The organism is Streptomyces fulvorobeus, from assembly GCF_013167895.1.
In the GTDB taxonomy this organism is placed as follows: Bacteria; Actinomycetota; Actinomycetes; order Streptomycetales; family Streptomycetaceae; genus Streptomyces; species Streptomyces fulvorobeus.
On record NZ_BLWC01000001.1, the window covers coordinates 2,630,677 to 2,650,951 of the forward strand.

Sequence of the window (20,275 nt, forward strand, 5' to 3'; positions counted from 1 at the left end):
CTACGTTGAGCACGCACCAAGTCACACGCGGCGACGGCCTGGAGACAGCACCTTGAGCGATTCGTACGAGACAACCGAGCAGCACCTCGAGCGACTCCTGCGACGCGCCCTCAACTCTTTCGACCTGCCCGACAGCACGGTCGACCGGCTGGGGTGCGCGCTTGCGCACAGCACTTCCCTGCACTCCTCACACCACAGCTCGGTCCTGCACCGCGAGACCTACCGGCACACCTTCCTGCTGCCCGACGGTTCCGCGCTCACCCTCTGGGAGCTCGTGCACAGCAGCGGCCGGGACGTCGCGGCCCCCGCCGCCACGAGCTGTACGACGACGAGTCCGACGCGCACGTGGCGGCGGTGCGGCTGGCGGGCAGCTTCTCCGACGCCCCGGCCTTCGGCGACGAGAGCCCGCACGGCGACCTGGAGATCCTCACGGTCCTGATGTCCGCTCCCCCGGTCCCGGCGCCCCGGACGTACGCCCCGGACAACTCCGCGGACCACGCGCGCCGGGTCCTGCGCCGCGCGGAGAACAGCGACCGGCCGGGCGAGGAGACCGCGCGCCTGCTGCGGGCCGCCTTCGCCCATCACATCACCCAGATCTTCGGCCGCCAGTGCCGCGTCGACGGGCGGGACGCCGGTTTCACGCTCTACGAGCACGCGTTCCTGCTCCTGGACGGCAGCGAGGTCTGCCTCTGGGAGGTCGAGCACACGGCCACGCCGGACGGCCGTCACATGTGCGAGGTGTACGGGGACGAGCACGCCGCACGCCAGGCCATGGAGAGCCGTACGCGCATCTGCTGACGCCCTCGGGCGCGGCGTACGACGGCCCGGACGCCTTCACCGAAGAAGGCGGCCGGGCCGTCGCACACCCTGACGGGTCACTCAGCGCGTGAGCGCGGACTCCTTGGCGCCGCCGTCCAGCGCCGGACCCCCGCCGCCGGCCGGGCCCTCGGCGAACGCGTCGTCGTCCGCCGCGCCCTCGACATGGGCCTTGGGCCTGGCGGGCAGGGCGAACATCACCAGGAAGATCACGCCGTGCACCCCTGCCACCCACCACAGGGACTGCTGGAACGCCTCCGCGAACGCCGGTCCCACCGCCTGCGGCAGCGTCGCGTCGTCGATCACCCCGAAGAAGACCACCGAGACGAGACCGAGCCCCACCGCCGTACCCATCTGCTGGACGGTGTTGATCAGTCCGGACGCCGATCCGGCGTGCTCCCTGGGCACCTCGGAGAGCACCGCGTCCGTCAGAGGGGCCACGATCAGCCCCATGCCGGCGCCCATGACGACCAGCGGCAGCACCATCTGCCACGGTGTGATGGCCATGCCGTAGTGCGCGGACTCCCAGATGTAGAGCAGCAGTCCGGCGATCATCAGCAGCGCGCCCGCCTGAAGGACCTTGCGGCCGAAGCGGGGCACCAGCTTCTGGACGGAGATCCCGGCCGCGACCGAGACGGCGATGGAGAAGGGGATGCCCGTCGTGCCCGCCCGCAGTTCGCTCCAGCCGAGGCCCATCTGCATGTAGAGCGTCCAGACCAGGAAGAAGATGCCGAGGCCGATGCCGAAGGTCAGCTGCACGGCGATGCCCGCGGCGAAGCTCCTGACCCGGAACAGCGACAGCTCGACGAGCGGCGAACCGTCCCTGGCCGCCTTCCGCCGCTCGTACGCGATCAGTGCCAGGAACACCAGGAGGCTGCCCGCCATCGACAGGTGGCCCCACACCGGCCAGCCCAGTTCGTGGCCACGGGTCAGCGGGAAGATCAGCATCAGCAGGCCGAGCGTCACGAGGGCCACGCCGACCAGGTCGAGGCGCAGCGCCTTGGGCGCCTTGGACTCACTGATGAACTTGGCCCCCAGGATCAGCCCGGCGATGCCCACGGGCAGGTTGATCAGGAAGATCGGGCGCCATTCCAGGCCGAAGAGGTTCCAGCCGGTGAGCAGCGCGCCGAGCAGCGGACCTGAGACCGCGCCGAGTCCGACGATCGCGCCGAAGAGGCCGAAGACCTTCCCGCGCTCGTGCGCGGGGAAGGTGGCGTGCACGATCGACAGCACCTGCGGGACCATCAGCGCCGCCATGGCGCCCTGGAGGATGCGGGAGGCGACCAGCATCCCCGGGTCGGCCGCGAAGCCGCAGAGCGCGGAGGAGAGGGTGAAGCCGCCGATGCCTATGAGGAACAGCCGCTTGCGGCCGTAGATGTCGCCCAGCCGGCCGCCCGTGATCAGTCCGGCGGCGAAGGCCAGGGCGTACCCGGCGGTGATCCACTGAACCGAGCTCACCGAGGCGCCCGTGTCCCGCATGATGCTGGGAATGGCGATGTTGACGATCGTGACGTCGACCAGGTCCATGAAGGCCGCGGTCATCACGATGGCGAGCGCGTACCAGCGGCGCCGGTCCGCCGGGGCCGCGGGGTCCCCGTTCGCCGTGCGGGTGGCCGTCATGGACGACGGCGGTTCGGAAGAAGTCATGGGGAGAAGCTAATCCTCGATCAGGACAGTTCGTGACCTGATGGAGGAGCATCCTGACGGCATGACCGATACCCCGGCACGGCTCCTGAACCTCCTGTCGCTCCTCCAGACACCGCGCGAGTGGCCGGGCACCGAGCTGGCGGGCCGGCTCGATGTCAGCCCGCGCACCATCCGCCGCGACATCGACCGGCTCAGGGGCCTCGGCTACCCGGTCGAGGCGACGCGCGGCTCGGTCGGCGGTTACCGCCTGGTCGCGGGCGCCGCCATGCCGCCCCTGCTGCTCGACGACGAGGAGGCGGTGGCCATCGCTGTCGGCTTGCGGGCCGGGGCCGGGCACGCCATCGAGGGAGTGGACGAGGCGTCCGTACGGGCGCTGGCCAAGCTGGAGCAGGTGCTGCCCTCACGGCTGCGCCACCGGGTCTCGTCCCTCCAGAACGCCACCCTGCCGCTCACCCGCGGCGACGGTGCCACGATCGACCCGCGCACGCTCACGGTGATGGCGTCGGCGGTCACCGGGCGGGAGCGGCTGCGGTTCGCGTACCGCGCGGGGGACGGCGCCGAGACGAGGCGGCTGGTGGAACCGCTGCGGCTGGTGAGCACCGGGCACCGCTGGTATCTCGTCGCCTACGACATGGAGCGCGAGGACTGGCGCACGTTCCGGGTCGACCGGGTCAGTGAGCCGGTGGCGACCGGGGCCCGCTTCACGCCGCGCGCGCTGCCCGGGGGAAACGGGGAGGACGGGGAGAATGGGAAGGAAGGCGAGAACGGCAGGGAAGAGGACGCCGCCCGGTTCCTCGCCCGGTCGATGTCCCGGATGCAGGCAGGGCTGCGGATCGACGTCACCTTCCGGGCTCCGGCGCACTTCGTGGCGGCACGTCTGCCGTCGGTGCTCGGTGCGCCGGAGCCGGCCGGCGAGGACAGCTGCCGGCTGCGGGCCGTCTCGACGGACTCCCTGGAGTGGGTGGCGCTGAGGCTGGCGCTCGTCGACTGCGAGTTCACGGCACACGAGCCGCCGCAGCTGGTGGAGTACCTGAGCGACCTGGGCGGCCGGCTGACCCGGGCGTCGTCCGCGGCGCCCTGAGCGGGGAACGGAAGCGGTATGGAAGCGAAACGGACGCGGGTCGGACGTGGGACGGACGCGGGGAACCAGGGCAGTGGCCGGGCCGGAGCGAGGTGCGCGGCCCGGACATGAATGAGCCCCGGCGCCGGGGGGGTGGGCGCCGGGACTCAGCTCATGGTGCCGGCCGGTGCGAACCGGCTTGATTGTGAGGTTACGGGTAATCCGCTCACGCCGCAGCGTCAAAGCCCGTGTCGTGAGCCATTCGCTTCAATTCCAGTAGCGCGTGCTTCTCGATCTGACGGATTCGCTCCCGGGTCAGACCGTGCTGCTTGCCGACCTCGGTGAGGGTCCGCTCGCGGCCGTCCTCGATTCCGTACCTCATACGGATGATCGACGCCGTCCTGTTGTCGAGCTTGCCTATGAGGTCCTCCAGCTCCTCGCTGCGCAGCAGCGCCATCACGGACGTCTCCGGGGAGACGGCGGACGTGTCCTCGAGGAGGTCGCCGAACTGGGTGTCTCCGTCGTCGTCCACGGACATGTTGAGGCTGACCGGGTCGCGGGCCCAGTCCAGGACGTTGCCCACGCGCTCCGTGGTCGAGTCCAGCTCGGCGGCGATCTCCGCGTGCTCCGGGTCGCGCCCGTGCTCGCGGTTGAACTCACGCTGCACCCGGCGGATACGGCCGAGCTCCTCCACCAGGTGGACGGGGAGCCGGATCGTGCGGGACTGGTCGGCTATGGAACGGGTGATGGCCTGGCGAATCCACCACGTCGCGTACGTGGAGAACTTGAATCCCTTGGCGTAGTCGAACTTCTCGACCGCGCGCACCAGCCCGGCGTTGCCTTCCTGGATCAGGTCGAGCAGGGGCAGACCCGCTCGCGGGTAGCGTCGGGCAACGGCGACGACCAGCCTGAGGTTGGACCGGATGAAGACGTCCTTCGCGCGTTCGCCTTCGGCGACGAGCGCCTCCAGCTCCGCACGCTTCGCTCCGCCGGCTTCGCTCTCCACCTCGCCGTCGAGGATCTGCTGGGCGTAGACGCCCGCCTCGATGGTCTGCGAGAGATCGACTTCCTTCGCGGCGTCGAGCAGGGGGGTACGAGCGATTTCTTCCAGGTACATGCCGACCAGGTCGCGATCGGCGATTTCCCCGCCCACGGCGCGAACACTGCTCGCCCGGCTTGTCCCACCGGTGGTGGACGAACGACGGGCGACGGCACGGGTTGCCATGCGTGCTCCCTTGCTGAGTAGGTCGCGACACCCTCTCGGGTGCCCTGCATCCGATGGAAACAACGACTGGAATCCGGACAGAATTCCCCTGGGCCCCATTCGCTTTCGCGATCATGCAGTACCCTGTCGCCCCTCACGGGAAGGACACATGGTGCAGATACCCCCAGAAGCGCAGGTCAGACCTGGCATTCAGGGGGATGCGCCGTAGCTCACCGGCATCCGCGGCTCCTGCGCCTGTGAGACCGCCCTCACATACGGCGCGGTTCTCCGCACTTCCGGGCAGCGCCTCCCGTCGTCGCGCTTCCTCACTGAAGACGGCACGCACCGCGCCCCGGTTGCCCGGGAGCGCGGCGAACACCCGAACGCCCCCGACCCTGCGGAGATGTTCAGCCGAACTGCACCGAACGTTTGGCCAGCCCCATCCAGAAGCCGTCGATGACGCTCCGCCCCCGGTCGAGGTCCTGCTCGGCCGCGCCCAGCGTGACGAAGAGCGGCGCGAGGTGCTCCGTACGCGGATGGGCCAGCCGGCCCGCGGGTGAGGCGTGCTCGAAGTCCAGCAGCGCGTCGACGTCCCGCGCCAGGAGCGCCCGGTTCCCCCAGTCGTCGAACTCCGCCGACCAGCCCGGTACGCCGCCCTGGTGCCGCAGCGCGGCCAGGTTGTGGGTGAAGAAGCCGCTTCCGACGATCAGCACCCCCTCGTCCCGCAGGGGGGCCAGCTTGCGGCCGATTCCCATCAGCTTCCGCGGGTCGAGGCTGGGCAGGGATATCTGGAGTACGGGAATGTCGGCGCGCGGGTACATCTCCACGAGGGGTACGTACGCGCCGTGGTCGAGCCCGCGGTCCGGGGTGTCCTGGACCGGCGTACCGGCGCCGCGCAGCAGCTTGCGGACGTTCTCCGCGAGCGCGGGGGCGCCGGGAGCCGCGTACCGCACCCGGTAGTAGTGCTCGGGGAAGCCCCAGAAGTCGTACACGAGCGGCATGGTCCGAACGGCGCCGAGTGCGAGCGGGGCCTCCTCCCAGTGGGCGGAGACCATCAGGATCGCGGAGGGGCGGGGCAGGGTGGCGGACCAGGCGGCCAGTTCGCCCGGCCAGAGCGGGTCGTCGGCGAGCGGGGGCGCCCCGTGGGAGAGGTAGAGGGCGGGCATGCGCTCCGCTGTGACAGTCATGGCACTCCCCGTCGGGCGGTGGGCTGACCTGTTCGATCAGTTAATTGAGACTTCAAGTTCTGAGTGACAGAGACCTTAGCCTCATCTAGTTCAACTTTCAAGAAAGAGTCGTACAGTGGACCCCATGACCACGGCATCCACCGGCGCACCCCGCTGGCTCACCGACGAGGAACAGAGCGTCTGGCGGGCCTACCTCCACGCCACCACGCTCCTGGAGGACCATCTCGACCGTCAGTTGCAGCGCGACGCCGGCATGCCTCACATCTACTACGGCCTGCTCGTCCAGCTCTCCCAGGCGCCCGGCCGCCGGATGCGGATGACGGAACTGGCCAAGGACGCCAAGATCACCCGCTCCCGCCTCTCGCACGCCGTCGCCCGGCTGGAGAAGAACGGCTGGGTACGCCGCGAGGACTGCCCCTCCGACCGGCGCGGCCAGAACGCCGTCCTCACCGAGGAGGGCTCCGAGATGCTCCGGCGTTCCGCGCCAGGCCATGTCGCCGCCGTACGCCAGGCGATGTTCGACCGGCTCACGCCCGAACAGGTCCGCGGGCTCGGCGAGATCATGCGGGTGATGGCCGCCGGGCTGGAGCCGGAGGGCGCGGGCGCCGACCTCCCCTGGCTGCGCTGAGACCCTCCCCGGCCGGCATGACGGCCGCCGGATGACACACGTCCGCCCCGGCTCCGGTGTACGGAGCCGGGGCGGACGTGTGGATCACGCCGGACGCGTCAGTGTGCGACGACCGGAATCCTGAGGTCGTCCTGGACGCCGTCGCCGGTCCCGGTGGCCGAGCCGTGCGCTCCGGTGTCCGGGCGTCCCGTGTTGATCAGCCACACCGCGATCGCCGAGGCGGCGACGAGGATGCCGACCGCCCACCAGATCGCGCTGGTGAAGCCGGCGACCATGGCCTGGAACTGGAGCAGCTTCGGGTCCGAGGCGCCCGCGGCGTGGTCCGCGATGTACGCCGTGGTGGCGCCGGCCGCGATCGTGTTCAGCAGGGCGGTGCCGATGGCGCCGCCGACCTGCTGCGAGGTGTTGACCATCGCCGACGCGACACCCGCGTCACGCGGCTCGATGCCGTGCGTGGCCAGCGACATGGCCGGCATGAACGCCGTACCCATACCGAGGCCGAGGAACAGCTGGCCGAAGAGGATGACGCCGGCGTAGCTGGAGTCGGTCTCCAGCTGGGTGAGCAGCAGCATGCCGAACGCGGCCACCAGGAAGCCGGGGCCCATCAGCAGGCGCGGCGGCACCCGGGTCATGAGCCGGGCACCGATCTGGGTGGAACCGGCGATCATGCCCACGATCATCGGCATGAAGGCGAAGCCGGTCTTGACCGGGGAGTAGCCCTTGACGATCTGGAGGTAGTACGTGAGGAACAGGAAGAGCCCGAACATCGCGATGACGGCGAGACCCAGCGAGAGGTAGACCCCGCCGCGGTTGCGCTCGGCGAGCACGCGCAGTGGCATCAGCGGCGACTTCACCCGCGACTCGGTGACGAGGAAGGCGAGGAGCAGCACGGCGGACGCCACGAACATGGTGACGGTCAGGGAGTCCGTCCAGCCGGACGCCTCGGCGCGGGTGAAGCCGTACACCAGCGAGACGAGACCCAGCGTGGACAGGATGACGCCGGGGATGTCGAGCGAGGAGCGGTTGCGGGTGCCCGCCGGTTCGCGGATGACGAAGTAGGCGCCCGCGGCGGCGACGATGGCGAAGGGGATGTTGACGAAGAACGTCCAGCGCCAGTTCAGGTACTCGGTGAGGAAACCGCCCAGGATCAGGCCGACCGCGCCACCGCCACCGGCGATCGCGCCGTAGATGCCGAACGCCTTGGCGCGCTCCTTGGCATCGGTGAACATCACGGCGAGGAGCGAGAGCGCCGCCGGTGCGAGCAGTGCGCCGAAGACACCCTGAAGCGCCCTGGAGCCGAACATCATCGCCTCGTTCACCGCCGCCCCGCCCAGGGCGGAGGCCGCGGCGAAGCCGAGGAGGCCGATCACGAAGACCCGCTTGCGGCCCCAGAGGTCGGCCAGGCGTCCGCCGAAGAGGAGCAGTCCGCCGAAGGCGAGCGCGTAGGCGGTGATGACCCACTGCTTGTTGCCCTCGGAGATGCCCAGGTCCGTCTGGGCCGAAGGCAGCGCGATGTTCACGATCGTCGCGTCGAGCACGACCATGAGCTGGGCGAGCGCGATGAAGGCCAGTGCTTTCCAGCGACTGGGGTCGGGGAGCCGTATGTCGGCTGTATTTGACATGGGAGTAGCCACCTAAGGGCGCGCCGGGGGCGCGGGAGTCGTGATGTCGGCGAGGAGAGAAGAGATAACGGATACGCGATACGGGTGGAGAGGGGCGTGCCGGCCCCCGTGGCGGGGCCGGGCCGGCCGTCAGGTCGAACGGCGTGGCACCGGGTGGTTCAGATGGGCGTCGCGGGCGTCAGTGCCCCCGCCGCAGGTCCTCCAGGGTCGCCGCCGAACCGGGCAGCACGGACCGGGCCGGGGCTTCCAGCCCGTCCAGGAACAGCTGCAGATGGCGGTGGGTGAAGCGGTCGATGTCCAGGCAGGCGATGCCGGGCAGCGGCCGGGTGAGCTGGGAGAGGGCGACCAGTACGTCACCGACGGCGATGTCCGTGCGCATGCGCCCCGCGGTCATGGCGCGCTCCACGAGTCCTTCGACGGCCTTCTCGAGGCGCCGGCGCTCGGCGAGCAGTTCGGGGTGGTGCTGGTCGAAGCCGCCGGACAGCATCGGACACAGGGCGCCGATCCGTTCGTCGGCGGCGGCGTGCACGAAGCGGCTGAGCGCGGCGAACGGGTCGGACTCCGCCGCTACGGCCTCTTCGGCCCGGTCCGTGGTGCGGGAGGTGACCGAGAGGACGACCTCGTGCGTGAGGGCCTCCCGGTCGGCGAAGTTCCGGTAGAGCGTGGCGTTGCCCACTCCCGCCCGCCGGGCGACCTCGTCGAGGGGCACCTCCGGGCCGAACTCCACGAACATCTCCAGGGCGGCCGTCACGATCCGCTCCCGGTTGCGCAGGGCGTCGGCCCGGGGACGGGACGCACGGCGCCGGACGAAACAGTTATCGGTCTTGGTACCGGTATCGGTCTTCACGACGCAGCCCTTCCCCTCGTATCGGTGATGCTCGGTGCTCCGGTCCGGCGCCCCCTAAGTAAGCGGGGAAGCCTTCCCCGCTTAGCGGGGACACCTGTTCAAACGGGGAAGGAGTCCCCGGTATTTCACCTTCCGGTGTGACCTGGGTCACGCCCGCCCTGAAGGAGAATCCTCCGATCGGCGCAGTCAGCGCGCGGCCCGGCAACGCCCGGCACAGGCTGATCGCCAGAGTGCAGTCAGAGCCGGCCGACTGCCGCGGACCCCGAAGGCGCCTCTATGCAGCAGTCCCGCCACCGGATACGCAGACACCGCCACCCGCTCGCGCTCGCCGGAGCCACGGCCCTGGCCATCGCGGCCGTGGCGACGGCCAGCAGCGGCCTCCCCTCCCCCACCCGCGCCTCCGCGGGACCGTCCGCCGCCGCCGAGGACTCCCCGCTCGGCACCTGCCGGATATCCGCGGCCATGGGCGTGCAGATGTCGGAGGGCATGCCCACAGCGCCTGGTTACGCGCGTTCCACCGGCCGGGTCAAGGCCCTCAACCTCATGATCGACTTCTCCGACGCGCCGGGCTCCGGCACCCCTGCGGAACGCCTCGCGGAGTTCTTCCCGAAGACCTCCGAATGGTTCCGCACCAGCTCCTACGGGCGGCTCACCTACGTGCCGGAGGCGCCGGTGAAGGACTGGCTGCGGATGCCGCTGCCGTTCGCCGAGTACGGCATCGAGCGGGGCTCACCCTACGAGCCCGGCTACCGCGATCTCGTCAAGGACCTCGTGGCGGCGGCCGACCCGGAGGTCGACTTCTCCGAGTACGACCTGGTCAACGTGCTCGTCACGCCGAACGCGGGTCCCTCGGCGCTGGACACCGTGCTGTCGGTGACGTTCTCCGCCAACGAGGACGCCCCGTACGCGGACGGCGTCCCGCTCGCCAACACCTCGTTCGTCTACAGCCGCCAGGACGACGGCTCCGGCTCGTACGCCGAGACCGGCTACCGGGTCCTGCCGCACGAGAACGGCCATGTGTTCGGCCTGCCCGATCTGTACACCATGGAGGGCGGCGGCTCGGTCGGGCACTGGGACATCATGTCCGAGGACTGGGGGGCCAACAACGACTTCCTGGGCTGGCACAAGTGGAAGCTCGGCTGGCTCGACAACGAGCAGGTCCACTGCGCCTCCGGGGCCGGCACCAGCGAGCACGCCCTCGGTCCGCTGGCCACCTCGGGCGGGACCAAGCTGGCCTTCATACCCCTGAGCTCCGAGTCCGGCTACGCCGTGGAGGTGCGGACTGCGGGCGGCAACGACGCGGCGGTCTGCCGGCCCGGCGTGCTGATCTACAAGGTCAGCTCCGACGTGGACACCGGCCAGGGGCCCGTTTCGGTCGCCGACAGCACCCAGGACAGCGGCGGCTGCACCCGGCAGCCCAACGTGCACGCCGAACTCTCCGACGCCCCCTTCCGCCCCGGCGAGACGTTCACCGACCGCGCCAACGGGATACGCGTGTCCGTGCTCTCCAGGGGCACGGACAACACCTACCGGGTGCGGATCACCCGCCCGTGAGACCGCTGCCGCTCACTCCCCCTCCAGCCGGGCCAGGACCGGGCCGCGCAGCTCCCGCTTGAGGATCTTCCCGGTCGCGCTCCTGGGCAGCGGCTCCTCGCTCACCAGGACGTGGGCGGGCACCTTGAACGCGGCGAGACTGCGCCCCACGTGCGCCCGCAGCTCCTCCACGCTTACCTCGGCGCCGGGGCTCAGCCGGACGACGGCCGCGACCTCCTCGCCCAGCAGCGGATGCGGAACGCCGAGCACCGCCGCGTCCTCGACCTCGGGATGGCCGTGCAGCACGGCCTCGACCTCGACGCAGTAGACGTTCTCGCCGCCGCGGATCACCATGTCCTTGATCCGGTCGACGACGCTCACCAGTCCGTCGCGCACCACCGCGAGATCGCCCGTGCGGAACCAGCCGCCGGTGAACGCCTCCGCGGTGGCCGCCTCGTCCCGCCAGTAGCCGCGGACCAGTGACTGGCCCCGCAGCCACAGCTCGCCGACCTCGCCGTCCGGCACCGCCTCACCCGTGGGACCGGCGATCCGTACCTCGGTGACGGGTGAGGGGTGCCCGACGCTGCCCGGGTGGTTCCGGTAGCCGGCGCCGAAGTTCGCCGTGACCCCGCCGCTGGTCTCGGTCAGCCCGTAGCCGTTGCGGGGCTCGATCCGCTCGCCGAACCGCGCGGTGAGCCGGGCCACCAGGTCGGGCGGCGCGGCGGCCCCGCCGGTGTTCAGCATGAGCAGGCTCTCCAGGCCGTCGCCCGCACGCTCGGCGGCGGCGAGCAGCTGGAGGGCGGTGGCCGGCACGCCCGCGTAGTGCGTCACCCCGTGGCGGCCGATCAGCCGCAGCGCCTCGTCGGCGTCCCACTTGCGCATGAGGACGAGGGTGCCGCCCGCGGCCATGGCCGCGTAGAAGCTGGTGAAGGCGGCGACGTGGAAGAACGGGAAGGTCATCAGCTGGACCGGCGCGGGGCCCTGGCCCGGGAAGAGGCCCCGGCCCAGCGCGGAGACCGCGGCGTGGAAGCGCGGGTTGACGGTGGCGCCGACCTGGGCGAGGTGGGTGGCCACGGCGCCCTTGGGCCGCCCGGTGGTGCCGGAGGTGTAGATGATCGTGGCGTCGTCCTCGGGCCGGATCTCCACCTCGGGCGGTGCGGCCAGCGGGTCCGGGGCGGGCAGGTCCTCGTACCGCTCGATCCCCTCGTACCGCTCGATCCCCTCGGGGCCGGCGGCGTGGAAGACGACGGCCCGCACCCCTGTGCGTTCCCGCCAGGCGGCCACCTTGGGCAGCCGCTCCCCGTCGACGAGCAGCACGCGCGGGGCGCAGTCGTCGAGGGCGTACGTGAACTCCTCCTCCGTCCACCAGGAGTTCAGGGGCACGGCGACGAGACCGGCCAGCTGCGCCGCCCAGAAGGCGACCTGCCACTCCGGGTGGTTGCGCATCGCGACGACCGCCCGGTCACCCGGGCGCAGTCCGTAGCTGCCGGTGAGGTGGCGGGCCAGGGAGGAGGCGGCGGCGAAGAACTCCGCGTACGAGTAGCGGCGCTCCCCGGCGATCAGGAACGGCCGGTCGCCGAGGGCCCAGGTGGTCTCCACGAACTCCCGCAGCGTGCGGGGCCCGCCCTCGTACACGAGCGTGCCCTGCTCGCCGCGCACGACGGCGAACGGTGCTCCCGGGGCGGTCAGGCCCGCCTCGATACGGGCGAGGGCGTCCGGGTCCTGAGCGGTTGCGGGTGGTTCCGGGTGCGGCACGAGCGACCTTCCTAAGCGCTTGCTCAGCGGCCGACGCTATGCCCGCGCCCGCGAGCCGTCAAGGTGCCGCGCACCGGCCAGGGGCGAGGCGAAGTGCCTGGCCAGTCTGCACTGGAACTCCAGCTCGGCCGCCAGATCGCCTGGTTCCGCCGAGAGCGGGGTCTCCACGGGCTCCGGCGGCAGGTCGTCCCGGTCCTTCGCCTCGATCGCCGCCCTGATCCGGGCCGCCTCGACGGCCGCGGCCAGCTCCTCACCGGTCAGGCCGGCGTCCGCGCCGAGGCGCCGTAAGCCGTCGGAGAGCGCCGGGTCCATCCAGGGCCGCAGCGCCCACTGGGCGTCACGGATCTCGATCATCAGCCGGTACAGCCGCGCGTCCAGACCGGCGCGGCGCTTCATGGGGATGACCAGCTCGGGCGCCCGCTCCGTCACCGCCCGGTGCAGCGGCCGCAGGTCGCGGAAGGCGCGCCGGTGTCCGGCCCACTGCCGTACGGCGGTGACCCGCTTGCCGATGTCCGGCAGCGCCCAGCCCACGGCCTGCATGACCCCGACCAGCAGCAGGGAGAGCTGGGCCATCGGCTCCCAGCGTCCCGCCGGGACGCCCACGCGCTCCGCGAAGATACCCAGGGCGCGGCAGCAGACGTAGACGAGGCTGAGGGGCAGGGTCAGGGCGATGAGCCCCAGCCCCCTGCGCAGCCAGACCGAGGGGGGAATGTGCGCATGACGTCGGCAGGTGATGCCGACGCTGATCTGCCCCACCGTGAAGGCGATGAGGTAGAAAGCCAGGTAGACCGGGTTCTGCGCCGCGGCCTGCGCGCTGAAGTCGGTGGGCCCCACCTGCCGCATCGGCACGGCGAAGAACAGCGCCGCCATGGCGGTCAGCGTCACCCCGAGACCGATGATCGGGAGCCGGGCCTTCCGGTAGGCGGTGACCCGCTCGTGGGAGAGCCTGAGCAGGACGAGCTGCTGGCACACCGTCACCAGGATGACGCAGGTCTGGGTGACGAGCCCGGAGAAGTTCTCCGTGCCGAGGGCGCGGCTCGTCTCGGCCCACACGGCGGGGACCGAGAGGAGACCGACCACCGAGAGCAGGAAGTAGCTCTCCGCCAGAGCCAGCCGGACCGCGGAGTAGCCGGCCCGCAGGACCCGGAGCTTCTCGACGAAGGCGATGAGGGCGAGCGCGGCGCAGACCAGGCCCGCACTGGCGCTCATCCCCTGCCCGGCGCGGCCGGGGGCTCCAGTTCCGCCAGGCGCGCGGCGAGTCTGCGGGCCTCCGGGGCGACCGGCCACTCCGGTCCCGCGGTCCAGGCGCCGATCCGCTGGCCGATGAGCGAACCGACCAGCTCCGCCTCGATCTCCACATCGGACTGCCCGTGCTCCCGGCCCAGCACCCGTCGTACCAGGTCGGGGCTGAGCGAGGGGAGCAGCATCCCCGCGTCCTCCGCCGCGAGCGTGGGGGACGCGGCGTGGTCGCAGACGATGTGACCGATCTCGTGCAGGATGACCTGGCGCTGGTGAACGGGGGCGAGCCGCTCCTCGAAGAGGACGTACTCCCGGCTGGACGTGGAGATCCACAGGCCGTGCGGGCTTCCCAGGGGAAGCGTCAGGGAGACCAGCTGCACCGGGCGGCCGCGCAGGCGTCCGACGTGCCGGCAGAGCTGTTCGATCGTCAGGGTCGCGTCGACGGGGAGACCCAGGGCCCGCACCTTCCGCTCACAGCGGTCGTCGCGGCTGCCTCTCCTCCGTCGTCCGAACGGAACCGGCCATCGCACGCCGATCACCTCGGCCCGTCCGTGCCGTCAACGCGTGACCTCGTGATGCCACCGCAAGCCGGTACCGGAATCCGGGATCGCCGGATCTCTCTCGTACACGCATGCCGAAGTTCCACGTGCCCTCCAGCCCCCCTGGGTCGATCAATGCCGACGCGGAACGCTTCAAGGTGGCGGGATCCACCCACGCTCCACAAAGATCCAAACACGTGTGCCCATGGGCGGTCTAGGGTCACTTCCGGCCACGCCGATGCGGCCCTCCGCGCGGGCCTCACCGGGCCCGGCCGGGGATTCCTCTTTCCGCTGCTCGGGGGGAAGTTGACCAGTTCTGCTTCGTCTGCGGTAAACCTCGGAGCTATACGTCGTTCGAAAACTGTTCTTCCGACAGTCCTTCCAGCTCGCGCACCCGTTCGATGACCTCAGCGATCGACTTGAGGCTTTTGACCGACAGACCGGCCGTCCTGAGGGCGACCTTCTGCACGTGCGCGTCGCGCAGGGCCGTCAGCAGCTGGAGGTCGGTGTCGACCGCCCGGGCCACCTGGTCGTCGAAGAAGTAGGCCGGCGGCACTCCGAAGAACTTCGCCAGCCCTTCGAGATGGCGCAGCGTGGGATTGTCGCGCTGCCCCTTGCGCAGGAGCCAGATGTAGCTGCCCGAGATGGGCGTGCCATCGGCGGTGATGGCGCGTGCCACCTCCTCGGAGCTGTACGGGAGCCGGCCGGCGGGAACCACGTTGGTGAACAGGTGGTCCAGCTTCCTGGCCAGCGCGCTCTCCGGTCCGTCTGTGCTGTTCAAAGTTGCACCGCCTTTCGTGCGGATGACCGTACCCCCGACTCATGTTGACGTCGACGCCGGGGGGCATCGACCCTCGTTGACGACCTCAATCCACGCGGGTAGCATCGCCGCCGATCGTCAACTCATGTTGGACAGGAGCCCATTCACTTCTACGCCAGTCGATTCACAGTGGAACGATCCTCGCGAAGGGGGAAGCTTCATGAGTGCCGTGCAGCGATTGACGGTCCGGCTCCTCGGTCCTGTGACCTTGCTGAACGCAAGCGTACCCATCCTGATCCAGGGGCAGAGGCAGCTCAGATTCCTGACGTCGCTCGCCCTGCGGCCCGGACAGTTCGTCACCAAGGAAGCGATCATCCAGGACTCCTGGGACAGCGAGCCGCCGCGCACGGTGTCGGGGCAGCTCCAGACGTCGGCATGGAAGATACGGGCGGCCCTGCGGGAAGCGGGCCTCCCCAAGGACGTGCTCACCTCCAACAACCTGGGCTACCAGCTGCACGTACCGGTGGAGCGCATCGATCTGTTCCAGTTCCGGGAAGCGCTCCGGGACGTCCGCGCCCTGTGCGCACGCGGCGAGTACGAGGCGGCCGTCGTCAAGCTCGACGCGGGCCTCTCGCTGTGGAAGGGCACCGCCCTCGCCGACGTCGCCTCGGGCCGGCTCCGCCTCCAGGCCGAAGGGCTCGACCGGGAACACGCCGCCGCGGTGGAACTGCGTGCCCAGATCGACATCGAGATGGGGCGGTACGAGGAGGCGATCGGCCAGCTGACGGAACTCCTCGACCAGGACCCCCTGCGCGAGGACCTCTACGTCTGGCTGATGAAGGCGTACTACGGTGCCGGCCGCCCCGCCGACGCCATCCAGGTCTTCCACCGGGCCAAGGAGATGCTGCGCGAGCAGATCGGCATCAGTCCGGGCGTCAGGCTCAAGGACGCCCTCCAGGCCGTGCTGCACCAGGCCGAGTTCGTCCCCGCGAACACCTCCGCCTTCGCCAGGACGTCGAAGGCCGCCTCGCTGCCCATGCGTTCGGCCCTGTCCGCGTAGAAGAGCCCTGTCCGCATAGAAGATGGGACACGGGCCCGGCCGAGCGGTGGCACCGCGGCAGCGGGCGACCGCCGGGCCGGCCACGCGCGTACGCCGACCCATGAAGAGAAAAGGGACAACAGCAGTGACCACACCCCAGGGCTTTCTGGTCCACACCGCTCCGGCGGGACTCGCCGACGACGGCCGCGACGACTTCACCGTGCTGCTCTCCACCGTGCCGAGCGTCTGTGCGGCCGTGTTCACGCAGTCGCGGTTCGCCGGGCCCAGCGTGGTCCTCTGCCGGGAGGAGACCCGGCTCGCGGCGGCCCGCGGCGTGGTCGTCGTGGCCCGCAACGCCAACGTGGCCACCGGCCCCGAAGGGGACCGCAACGCCCGGGAGGTCCGGCGCAGGACGGCCGAGATCGCCGGGCTGCCCGAGGACGAACTGCTCATCGCCTCCACGGGCGTGATCGGCAAGCAGTACCCGATGGTCGACATCCGCACCCACCTCGACTCGCTGAGCTGGCCGCCGCAGGACCGCGGGCTGGAGGGGGCGGCCGAGGCCATCATGACGACCGACACCCACTCCAAGATCGCCACGGCGCGCTGCGGTGACGCGACGGTCACCGGGATCGCCAAGGGCGTGGGGATGCTGGAGCCGGACATGGCGACGCTGCTCACGTTCTTCGCCACCGACGCCGAGCTCCCGCAGCCCGAGCTCGACCGGATCTTCCGCCGGGTCATGGACGTCACCTTCAACGCGGTGTCCATCGACACGGACACCTCCACCAGCGACACGGCCGCCGTGTTCGCGAACGGCCTCGCGGGCCCCGTGGACGCGGCCGAGTTCGAGAGGGCGCTCCACGAGGTGGCCCTGACCCTGGTCCGCATGATCGCCAAGGACGGCGAGGGCGCGGGCAAGCTCATCGAGATCCGGGTCACCGGCGCACGGGACACCGCGCAGGCCAAGCGGGTGGGCAAGACGGTGGTCAACTCGCCCCTCGTCAAGACGGCCGTGCACGGCAGCGACCCCAACTGGGGCCGGGTCGCCATGGCGATCGGCAAGTGCCAGGACGACACCGACATCGTCCCCGAGAAGGTCTCCATCGGCTTCGGCGGCACCGACGTGTACCCGGCGGGCAGCGCGGAGGACGACAGCCTGGTGCGCAAGCAGATCGCGGACCACCTGCGGGGCGACGAGGTGCTGATCAGCATCGGGCTCGGCATCGGGGAGGGCGAGTTCACCGTCTACGGCTGCGACCTCACCCCCGGTTACGTGCGCCTCAACTCCGAGTACACCACCTGACCGGCACGTCCGCCCGGTCCTCCGCGCCCCGTCGCCCCCTCCGGGCCGCGGGGCGCCGTGGTGTCGTCGTGGTGGCGGACACGGCGCCACGCCATGGCCGGAAACCACCTGACGCACCTGTACCCTCTGTACCCTCCTGATCACATCTGGTGACAAACGGAGGTTCTGCCCATGCTGCGGATGCGGCGATCGGTGCTCCAGAGGATGCTGGCGGTCGGCGGCGGTGGTCTGCTGACGGCCGGTGCCGCCCCCGCGCGGCACACGTCGGCACCACGGCGGCCGGATCGCGACATCACCTCCACGCGGCTGAGCATGCGCTGGCTCGGTGTGGCCGGCTGGGAGCTCGCCTTCGGGGGCCGCAGTCTGCTCTTCGACCCGTATCTGAGCCGCATGCCCTACCAGGGCGAGGACGGCGCACTCGACCCCGAGCTGCCCCTGCGGGTGGACCGGGCCGCGGTGGCCCGGGTGGCCGCCGACGAGCTCACCGGGCCACCCGAGCTCGTCCTCGTCAGCCACGGGCACTTCGACCACATCGCCGACGTACCGGAGCTGCTGGCCCAGCCCCGGTGGCGGCGCCACCGCATCCGCACCCTGTGCGACCTGACCTCGCGCCACCTGCTCACCGCGCTCGGTACCCCCGCGGAGCGGGTCGCCGACATGATCCCCGTCCGGGGCGGCGAGTACCTCCAGTTCGACGGCTACACGGTGCAGGTGATCCCCAGCCTGCACAGCCAGGGCGCCGACCACGGCTACTTCGCCCCCGACGTCCTCACCGCCCCCCTGGCGAAGCGCCCCACGACCCTGGGCGAACTGCCCGAGGGGAGCACGCTGATGTACCTGGTCACCTTCGACGGCGGACCGTCCGTACTGCTCTCCGGGGCCAGCAACTACATCGCCCGCGAGCTAGAGGGCCTGCGTCCGGACGTCGCGGTGATCAGCATGACCCCGCACTCCGGCATCCACCGCTATCTGGACCGGCTGCTCGACGTGCTCGGCGATCCGCCGCTGCTCCTCCCCAGCCACCACGACGACATGGTCTCCGACCTCCGGGGCGGCGCCACGAACACCGTGTGGGCGGCGCCGACCAAGGCCGCGGTCACGGCGCTGGACACGGCCGCGGAGGGGCGCGCGGTGAAGGGGAGCCGGGTGCTCACACCCCGGCCGATGGTCGCGCTGGACATCACGGGAGCGCTGAGGTGAGCGCCGGGGCCGCCGCTCCGGCCCCGCCGTCTCCTCACTCGCCGGCCGGGGCCGACTCCAGGTTGCCCAGGAACTTCGCCGCGATCGGGCCCGCGTCCGAACCGCCCGAGCCGCCGTCCTCCAGCAGCACCGACCAGGCGAGCTCGCTGTCGCCCTGGTAGCCGATCATCCAGGCGTGGGTACGCAGCGGTGTGTCGTTGCCGAACTCCGCCGTGCCCGTCTTGGCGTGCGGATTCCCCTCGATGCCCTGGAGCGCCTTGCCCGCGCCCCGGGTGACGGTCGCCCGCATCATCTCGCGGAGCGCCGACGTCACACCCGGATCGAGCTCCTCGGTGGCCTGGTGCTTCTTCTTCACCGCGTCGGGCACCAGCATCGGCTGCCTGAACTCCCCCGCCTTCACCGTCGCAGCGAGGGAGGCCATCACCAGCGGCGAGGCCAGCACCCGGGCCTGGCCGATGGTCGAAGCCGCCTTGTCGTTGACTCCGTTGGCCACCGGCACGCTGCCGTCGTACGTGGTGATGCCGACGTCCCACGAGCCGCCGATGCCGAACGCCTTCGACGTCTCGTTCAGCGACGATTCCGTCAGCTTCCCGGCCGAATTGACGAAGAAGGTATTGCAGGAATGGGCGAAGGAGTCCCGGAAGGTCGATCCGCCAGGCAGGACGAACTGGTCCTGGTTCTCGAACCGCTGACCGTCCACATAGGCGAACTTGGGGCATTCCACCACGTCGTCGGGGCGCATGCCCTGCTTCAGCAGAGCGGCCGTCGTGACGACTTTGAAGGTGGAGCCGGGCGGGTACTGGCCGCTCAGCGCCCGGTTCTGGCCGCCCGGTTTGTTGGCCGCCGCGAGGATGTTGCCCGTGGAGGGGTCGATCGCGACGATGGCCGCATTCTTCGACACCCCCTCCAGCGCGTCCGCCGCGGCTTCCTGGACCTTCGGGTCGATGGTGGTCCTGACCGGTACGCGTTTCACTCCGGATTTCTTCGTGAGCTGCTTCACCACCTGCCCTGAATTCCGGTCGACCACCACCACGGACTTCGCGCCGCCCACACCACCGGAGAGCTGCTTGTCGTAGCGGGCCTCAAGCCCCGAGAGCCCCTTGCCGGTCTTGGGGTCGATCGCGCCGACCACGGACGAGGCACGGAGCTCGTCCCCGTTCGCGTCGAGGACGGAGGCGCGCTCCTGGGACTTGAGGGCCAGCGTCTGTCCGGCGGCCATCTTCGGATGGATCATGGGTGTGTTGAACTCGACCAGCCAGGCGCCGTCCTTCTTCAGGACCTTCGCCCGGGAATCCCACGAGTAGTCCGAGGCACCCGGAATCTTCATCGCCACGTTGAACGGGAATTGAACTTCACCGGAAGTCTTCTTCTCGCCGTCACCGGGAGTGATCTCCGTCTTCGACGGTTCCAGATTCTTCGTCACCGAAGCGATGAGGGATTCCGCATTCGACGGGGTGTCCGTGAACGAGGCGGCCACCTTCGCGTCACCCGTCTCCCAGGCGCCGAAGAACTTCTCCAGATGCGCCGAGGCCGCGGCGACTTCGGGATCGTCATCGCCCTCGCCGCCGGCGAGGACGGTGTATCCCCAGTAGCCGCCGCCGGCCACCACCGCCAGCACCAGGAGGGAGACGAGTACACGGCTTCCCGTGGAGCGCCGCTTTCCGTGCGGGGTGGGACTGTAGATATCGTGTCGTCGAGCCATGCTCGAACGGTATACGGGCGTGCTCTTTGCGTCCTCTCGTTGCTGAAAGGTTCCGGCCACCGCCATTCCCGCGGTGTGCCCTCCGCCGGATTCGCTCCCCCTTGTCCCCCGCCGCCCCGGGGAACTTGACCGAGAATCGCTCGTCTGCGCCGCCTATGCGCTTCGTGGGCGGCCTATGCGCACACCTGCCG

16 protein-coding genes and 1 pseudogene are annotated in these 20,275 nt (G+C 70.5%); 7 read left to right on the forward strand and 10 right to left on the reverse strand.

Annotated elements, in window-relative coordinates:
- Window positions 1-52 precede the first annotated feature (52 nt).
- Window positions 53-798, forward strand: a pseudogene (locus Sfulv_RS11835) (DUF6227 family protein).
- An 81-nt stretch (window positions 799-879) separates the two neighbouring features.
- Here the strand turns inward: Sfulv_RS11835 and Sfulv_RS11840 are convergent.
- Window positions 880-2,436 carry an MFS transporter gene (locus tag Sfulv_RS11840; protein ID WP_246353559.1) on the reverse strand — a complete coding sequence of 519 codons (1,557 nt, stop codon included), beginning with the start codon at window positions 2,434-2,436 and terminating at the stop codon, window positions 880-882.
- Between the two features lie 88 nt (window positions 2,437-2,524).
- On the opposite strand from Sfulv_RS11840, the gene Sfulv_RS11845 reads away from it, so the two are divergent.
- Window positions 2,525-3,544 carry a helix-turn-helix transcriptional regulator gene (locus Sfulv_RS11845; RefSeq protein WP_173313656.1) on the forward strand — a complete coding sequence of 340 codons (1,020 nt, stop codon included), beginning with the start codon at window positions 2,525-2,527 and terminating at the stop codon, window positions 3,542-3,544.
- Window positions 3,545-3,749: 205 nt separating this feature from the next.
- Here Sfulv_RS11845 and Sfulv_RS11850 read toward each other — a convergent pair whose 3' ends face one another.
- Together Sfulv_RS11850 and Sfulv_RS11855 are read right to left on the reverse strand one after the other, a co-directional pair.
- Complete coding sequence (locus Sfulv_RS11850) at window positions 3,750-4,748, reverse strand: sigma-70 family RNA polymerase sigma factor (RefSeq protein WP_173313657.1); 999 nt, start codon at window positions 4,746-4,748, stop codon at window positions 3,750-3,752.
- Between the two features lie 386 nt (window positions 4,749-5,134).
- Window positions 5,135-5,914 (reverse strand): dioxygenase family protein, encoded by a 780-nt coding sequence (locus Sfulv_RS11855; protein WP_173313658.1) that lies wholly within the window; start codon window positions 5,912-5,914, stop codon window positions 5,135-5,137.
- A 115-nt stretch (window positions 5,915-6,029) separates the two neighbouring features.
- Between Sfulv_RS11855 and Sfulv_RS11860 the strand changes: the two genes are divergently transcribed.
- Window positions 6,030-6,542 (forward strand): MarR family winged helix-turn-helix transcriptional regulator, encoded by a 513-nt coding sequence (locus Sfulv_RS11860; RefSeq protein ID WP_173313659.1) that lies wholly within the window; start codon window positions 6,030-6,032, stop codon window positions 6,540-6,542.
- A gap of 98 nt (window positions 6,543-6,640) precedes the next feature.
- Here Sfulv_RS11860 and Sfulv_RS11865 read toward each other — a convergent pair whose 3' ends face one another.
- Together Sfulv_RS11865 and Sfulv_RS11870 are read right to left on the reverse strand one after the other, a co-directional pair.
- Window positions 6,641-8,164 (reverse strand): MFS transporter, encoded by a 1,524-nt coding sequence (locus Sfulv_RS11865; RefSeq protein ID WP_173313660.1) that lies wholly within the window; start codon window positions 8,162-8,164, stop codon window positions 6,641-6,643.
- Between the two features lie 178 nt (window positions 8,165-8,342).
- The gene (locus Sfulv_RS11870; protein ID WP_173313661.1) at window positions 8,343-9,011 is read right to left on the reverse strand and encodes a TetR/AcrR family transcriptional regulator; all 669 of its coding nucleotides are present in this window, start codon (window positions 9,009-9,011) and stop codon (window positions 8,343-8,345) included.
- A 276-nt stretch (window positions 9,012-9,287) separates the two neighbouring features.
- Here Sfulv_RS11870 and Sfulv_RS11875 point away from each other — a divergent pair, with 276 nt between their 5' ends.
- Window positions 9,288-10,565 (forward strand): M6 family metalloprotease domain-containing protein, encoded by a 1,278-nt coding sequence (locus Sfulv_RS11875; RefSeq protein ID WP_173313662.1) that lies wholly within the window; start codon window positions 9,288-9,290, stop codon window positions 10,563-10,565.
- A gap of 12 nt (window positions 10,566-10,577) precedes the next feature.
- Here Sfulv_RS11875 and Sfulv_RS11880 read toward each other — a convergent pair whose 3' ends face one another.
- The 4 genes from Sfulv_RS11880 to Sfulv_RS11895 form a co-directional block, all read right to left on the reverse strand.
- Window positions 10,578-12,299 (reverse strand): class I adenylate-forming enzyme family protein, encoded by a 1,722-nt coding sequence (locus Sfulv_RS11880; RefSeq protein ID WP_173313663.1) that lies wholly within the window; start codon window positions 12,297-12,299, stop codon window positions 10,578-10,580.
- Between the two features lie 36 nt (window positions 12,300-12,335).
- A complete protein-coding gene (locus Sfulv_RS11885; protein ID WP_173313664.1) occupies window positions 12,336-13,508 on the reverse strand; it encodes an MAB_1171c family putative transporter in 1,173 nt (390 codons plus the stop codon).
- Complete coding sequence (locus tag Sfulv_RS11890; RefSeq protein ID WP_173313665.1) at window positions 13,505-14,002, reverse strand: ImmA/IrrE family metallo-endopeptidase; 498 nt, start codon at window positions 14,000-14,002, stop codon at window positions 13,505-13,507. The genes Sfulv_RS11885 and Sfulv_RS11890 overlap by 4 nt, the downstream gene beginning before the upstream one ends.
- A gap of 418 nt (window positions 14,003-14,420) precedes the next feature.
- Window positions 14,421-14,858, reverse strand: a complete 438-nt coding sequence (locus Sfulv_RS11895) for a helix-turn-helix domain-containing protein (RefSeq protein ID WP_173313666.1) — start codon at window positions 14,856-14,858, stop codon at window positions 14,421-14,423.
- A gap of 199 nt (window positions 14,859-15,057) precedes the next feature.
- Between Sfulv_RS11895 and Sfulv_RS11900 the strand changes: the two genes are divergently transcribed.
- From Sfulv_RS11900 to Sfulv_RS11910, 3 genes are all read left to right on the forward strand, one after another.
- Complete coding sequence (locus tag Sfulv_RS11900; RefSeq protein ID WP_173313667.1) at window positions 15,058-15,897, forward strand: AfsR/SARP family transcriptional regulator; 840 nt, start codon at window positions 15,058-15,060, stop codon at window positions 15,895-15,897.
- Window positions 15,898-15,997: 100 nt separating this feature from the next.
- Entirely contained in the window at window positions 15,998-17,182 is a 1,185-nt protein-coding gene (gene argJ, locus Sfulv_RS11905) for a bifunctional glutamate N-acetyltransferase/amino-acid acetyltransferase ArgJ (RefSeq protein WP_173313668.1), read from the forward strand.
- A 171-nt stretch (window positions 17,183-17,353) separates the two neighbouring features.
- Window positions 17,354-18,382, forward strand: a complete 1,029-nt coding sequence (locus Sfulv_RS11910; protein WP_173313669.1) for an MBL fold metallo-hydrolase — start codon at window positions 17,354-17,356, stop codon at window positions 18,380-18,382.
- 34 nt (window positions 18,383-18,416) lie between these two features.
- Here the strand turns inward: Sfulv_RS11910 and Sfulv_RS11915 are convergent, their stop codons facing one another.
- Window positions 18,417-20,084, reverse strand: coding sequence for a penicillin-binding transpeptidase domain-containing protein (locus tag Sfulv_RS11915; RefSeq protein WP_173313670.1), 1,668 nt, complete (start codon window positions 20,082-20,084; stop codon window positions 18,417-18,419).
- Window positions 20,085-20,275 lie beyond the last annotated feature (191 nt).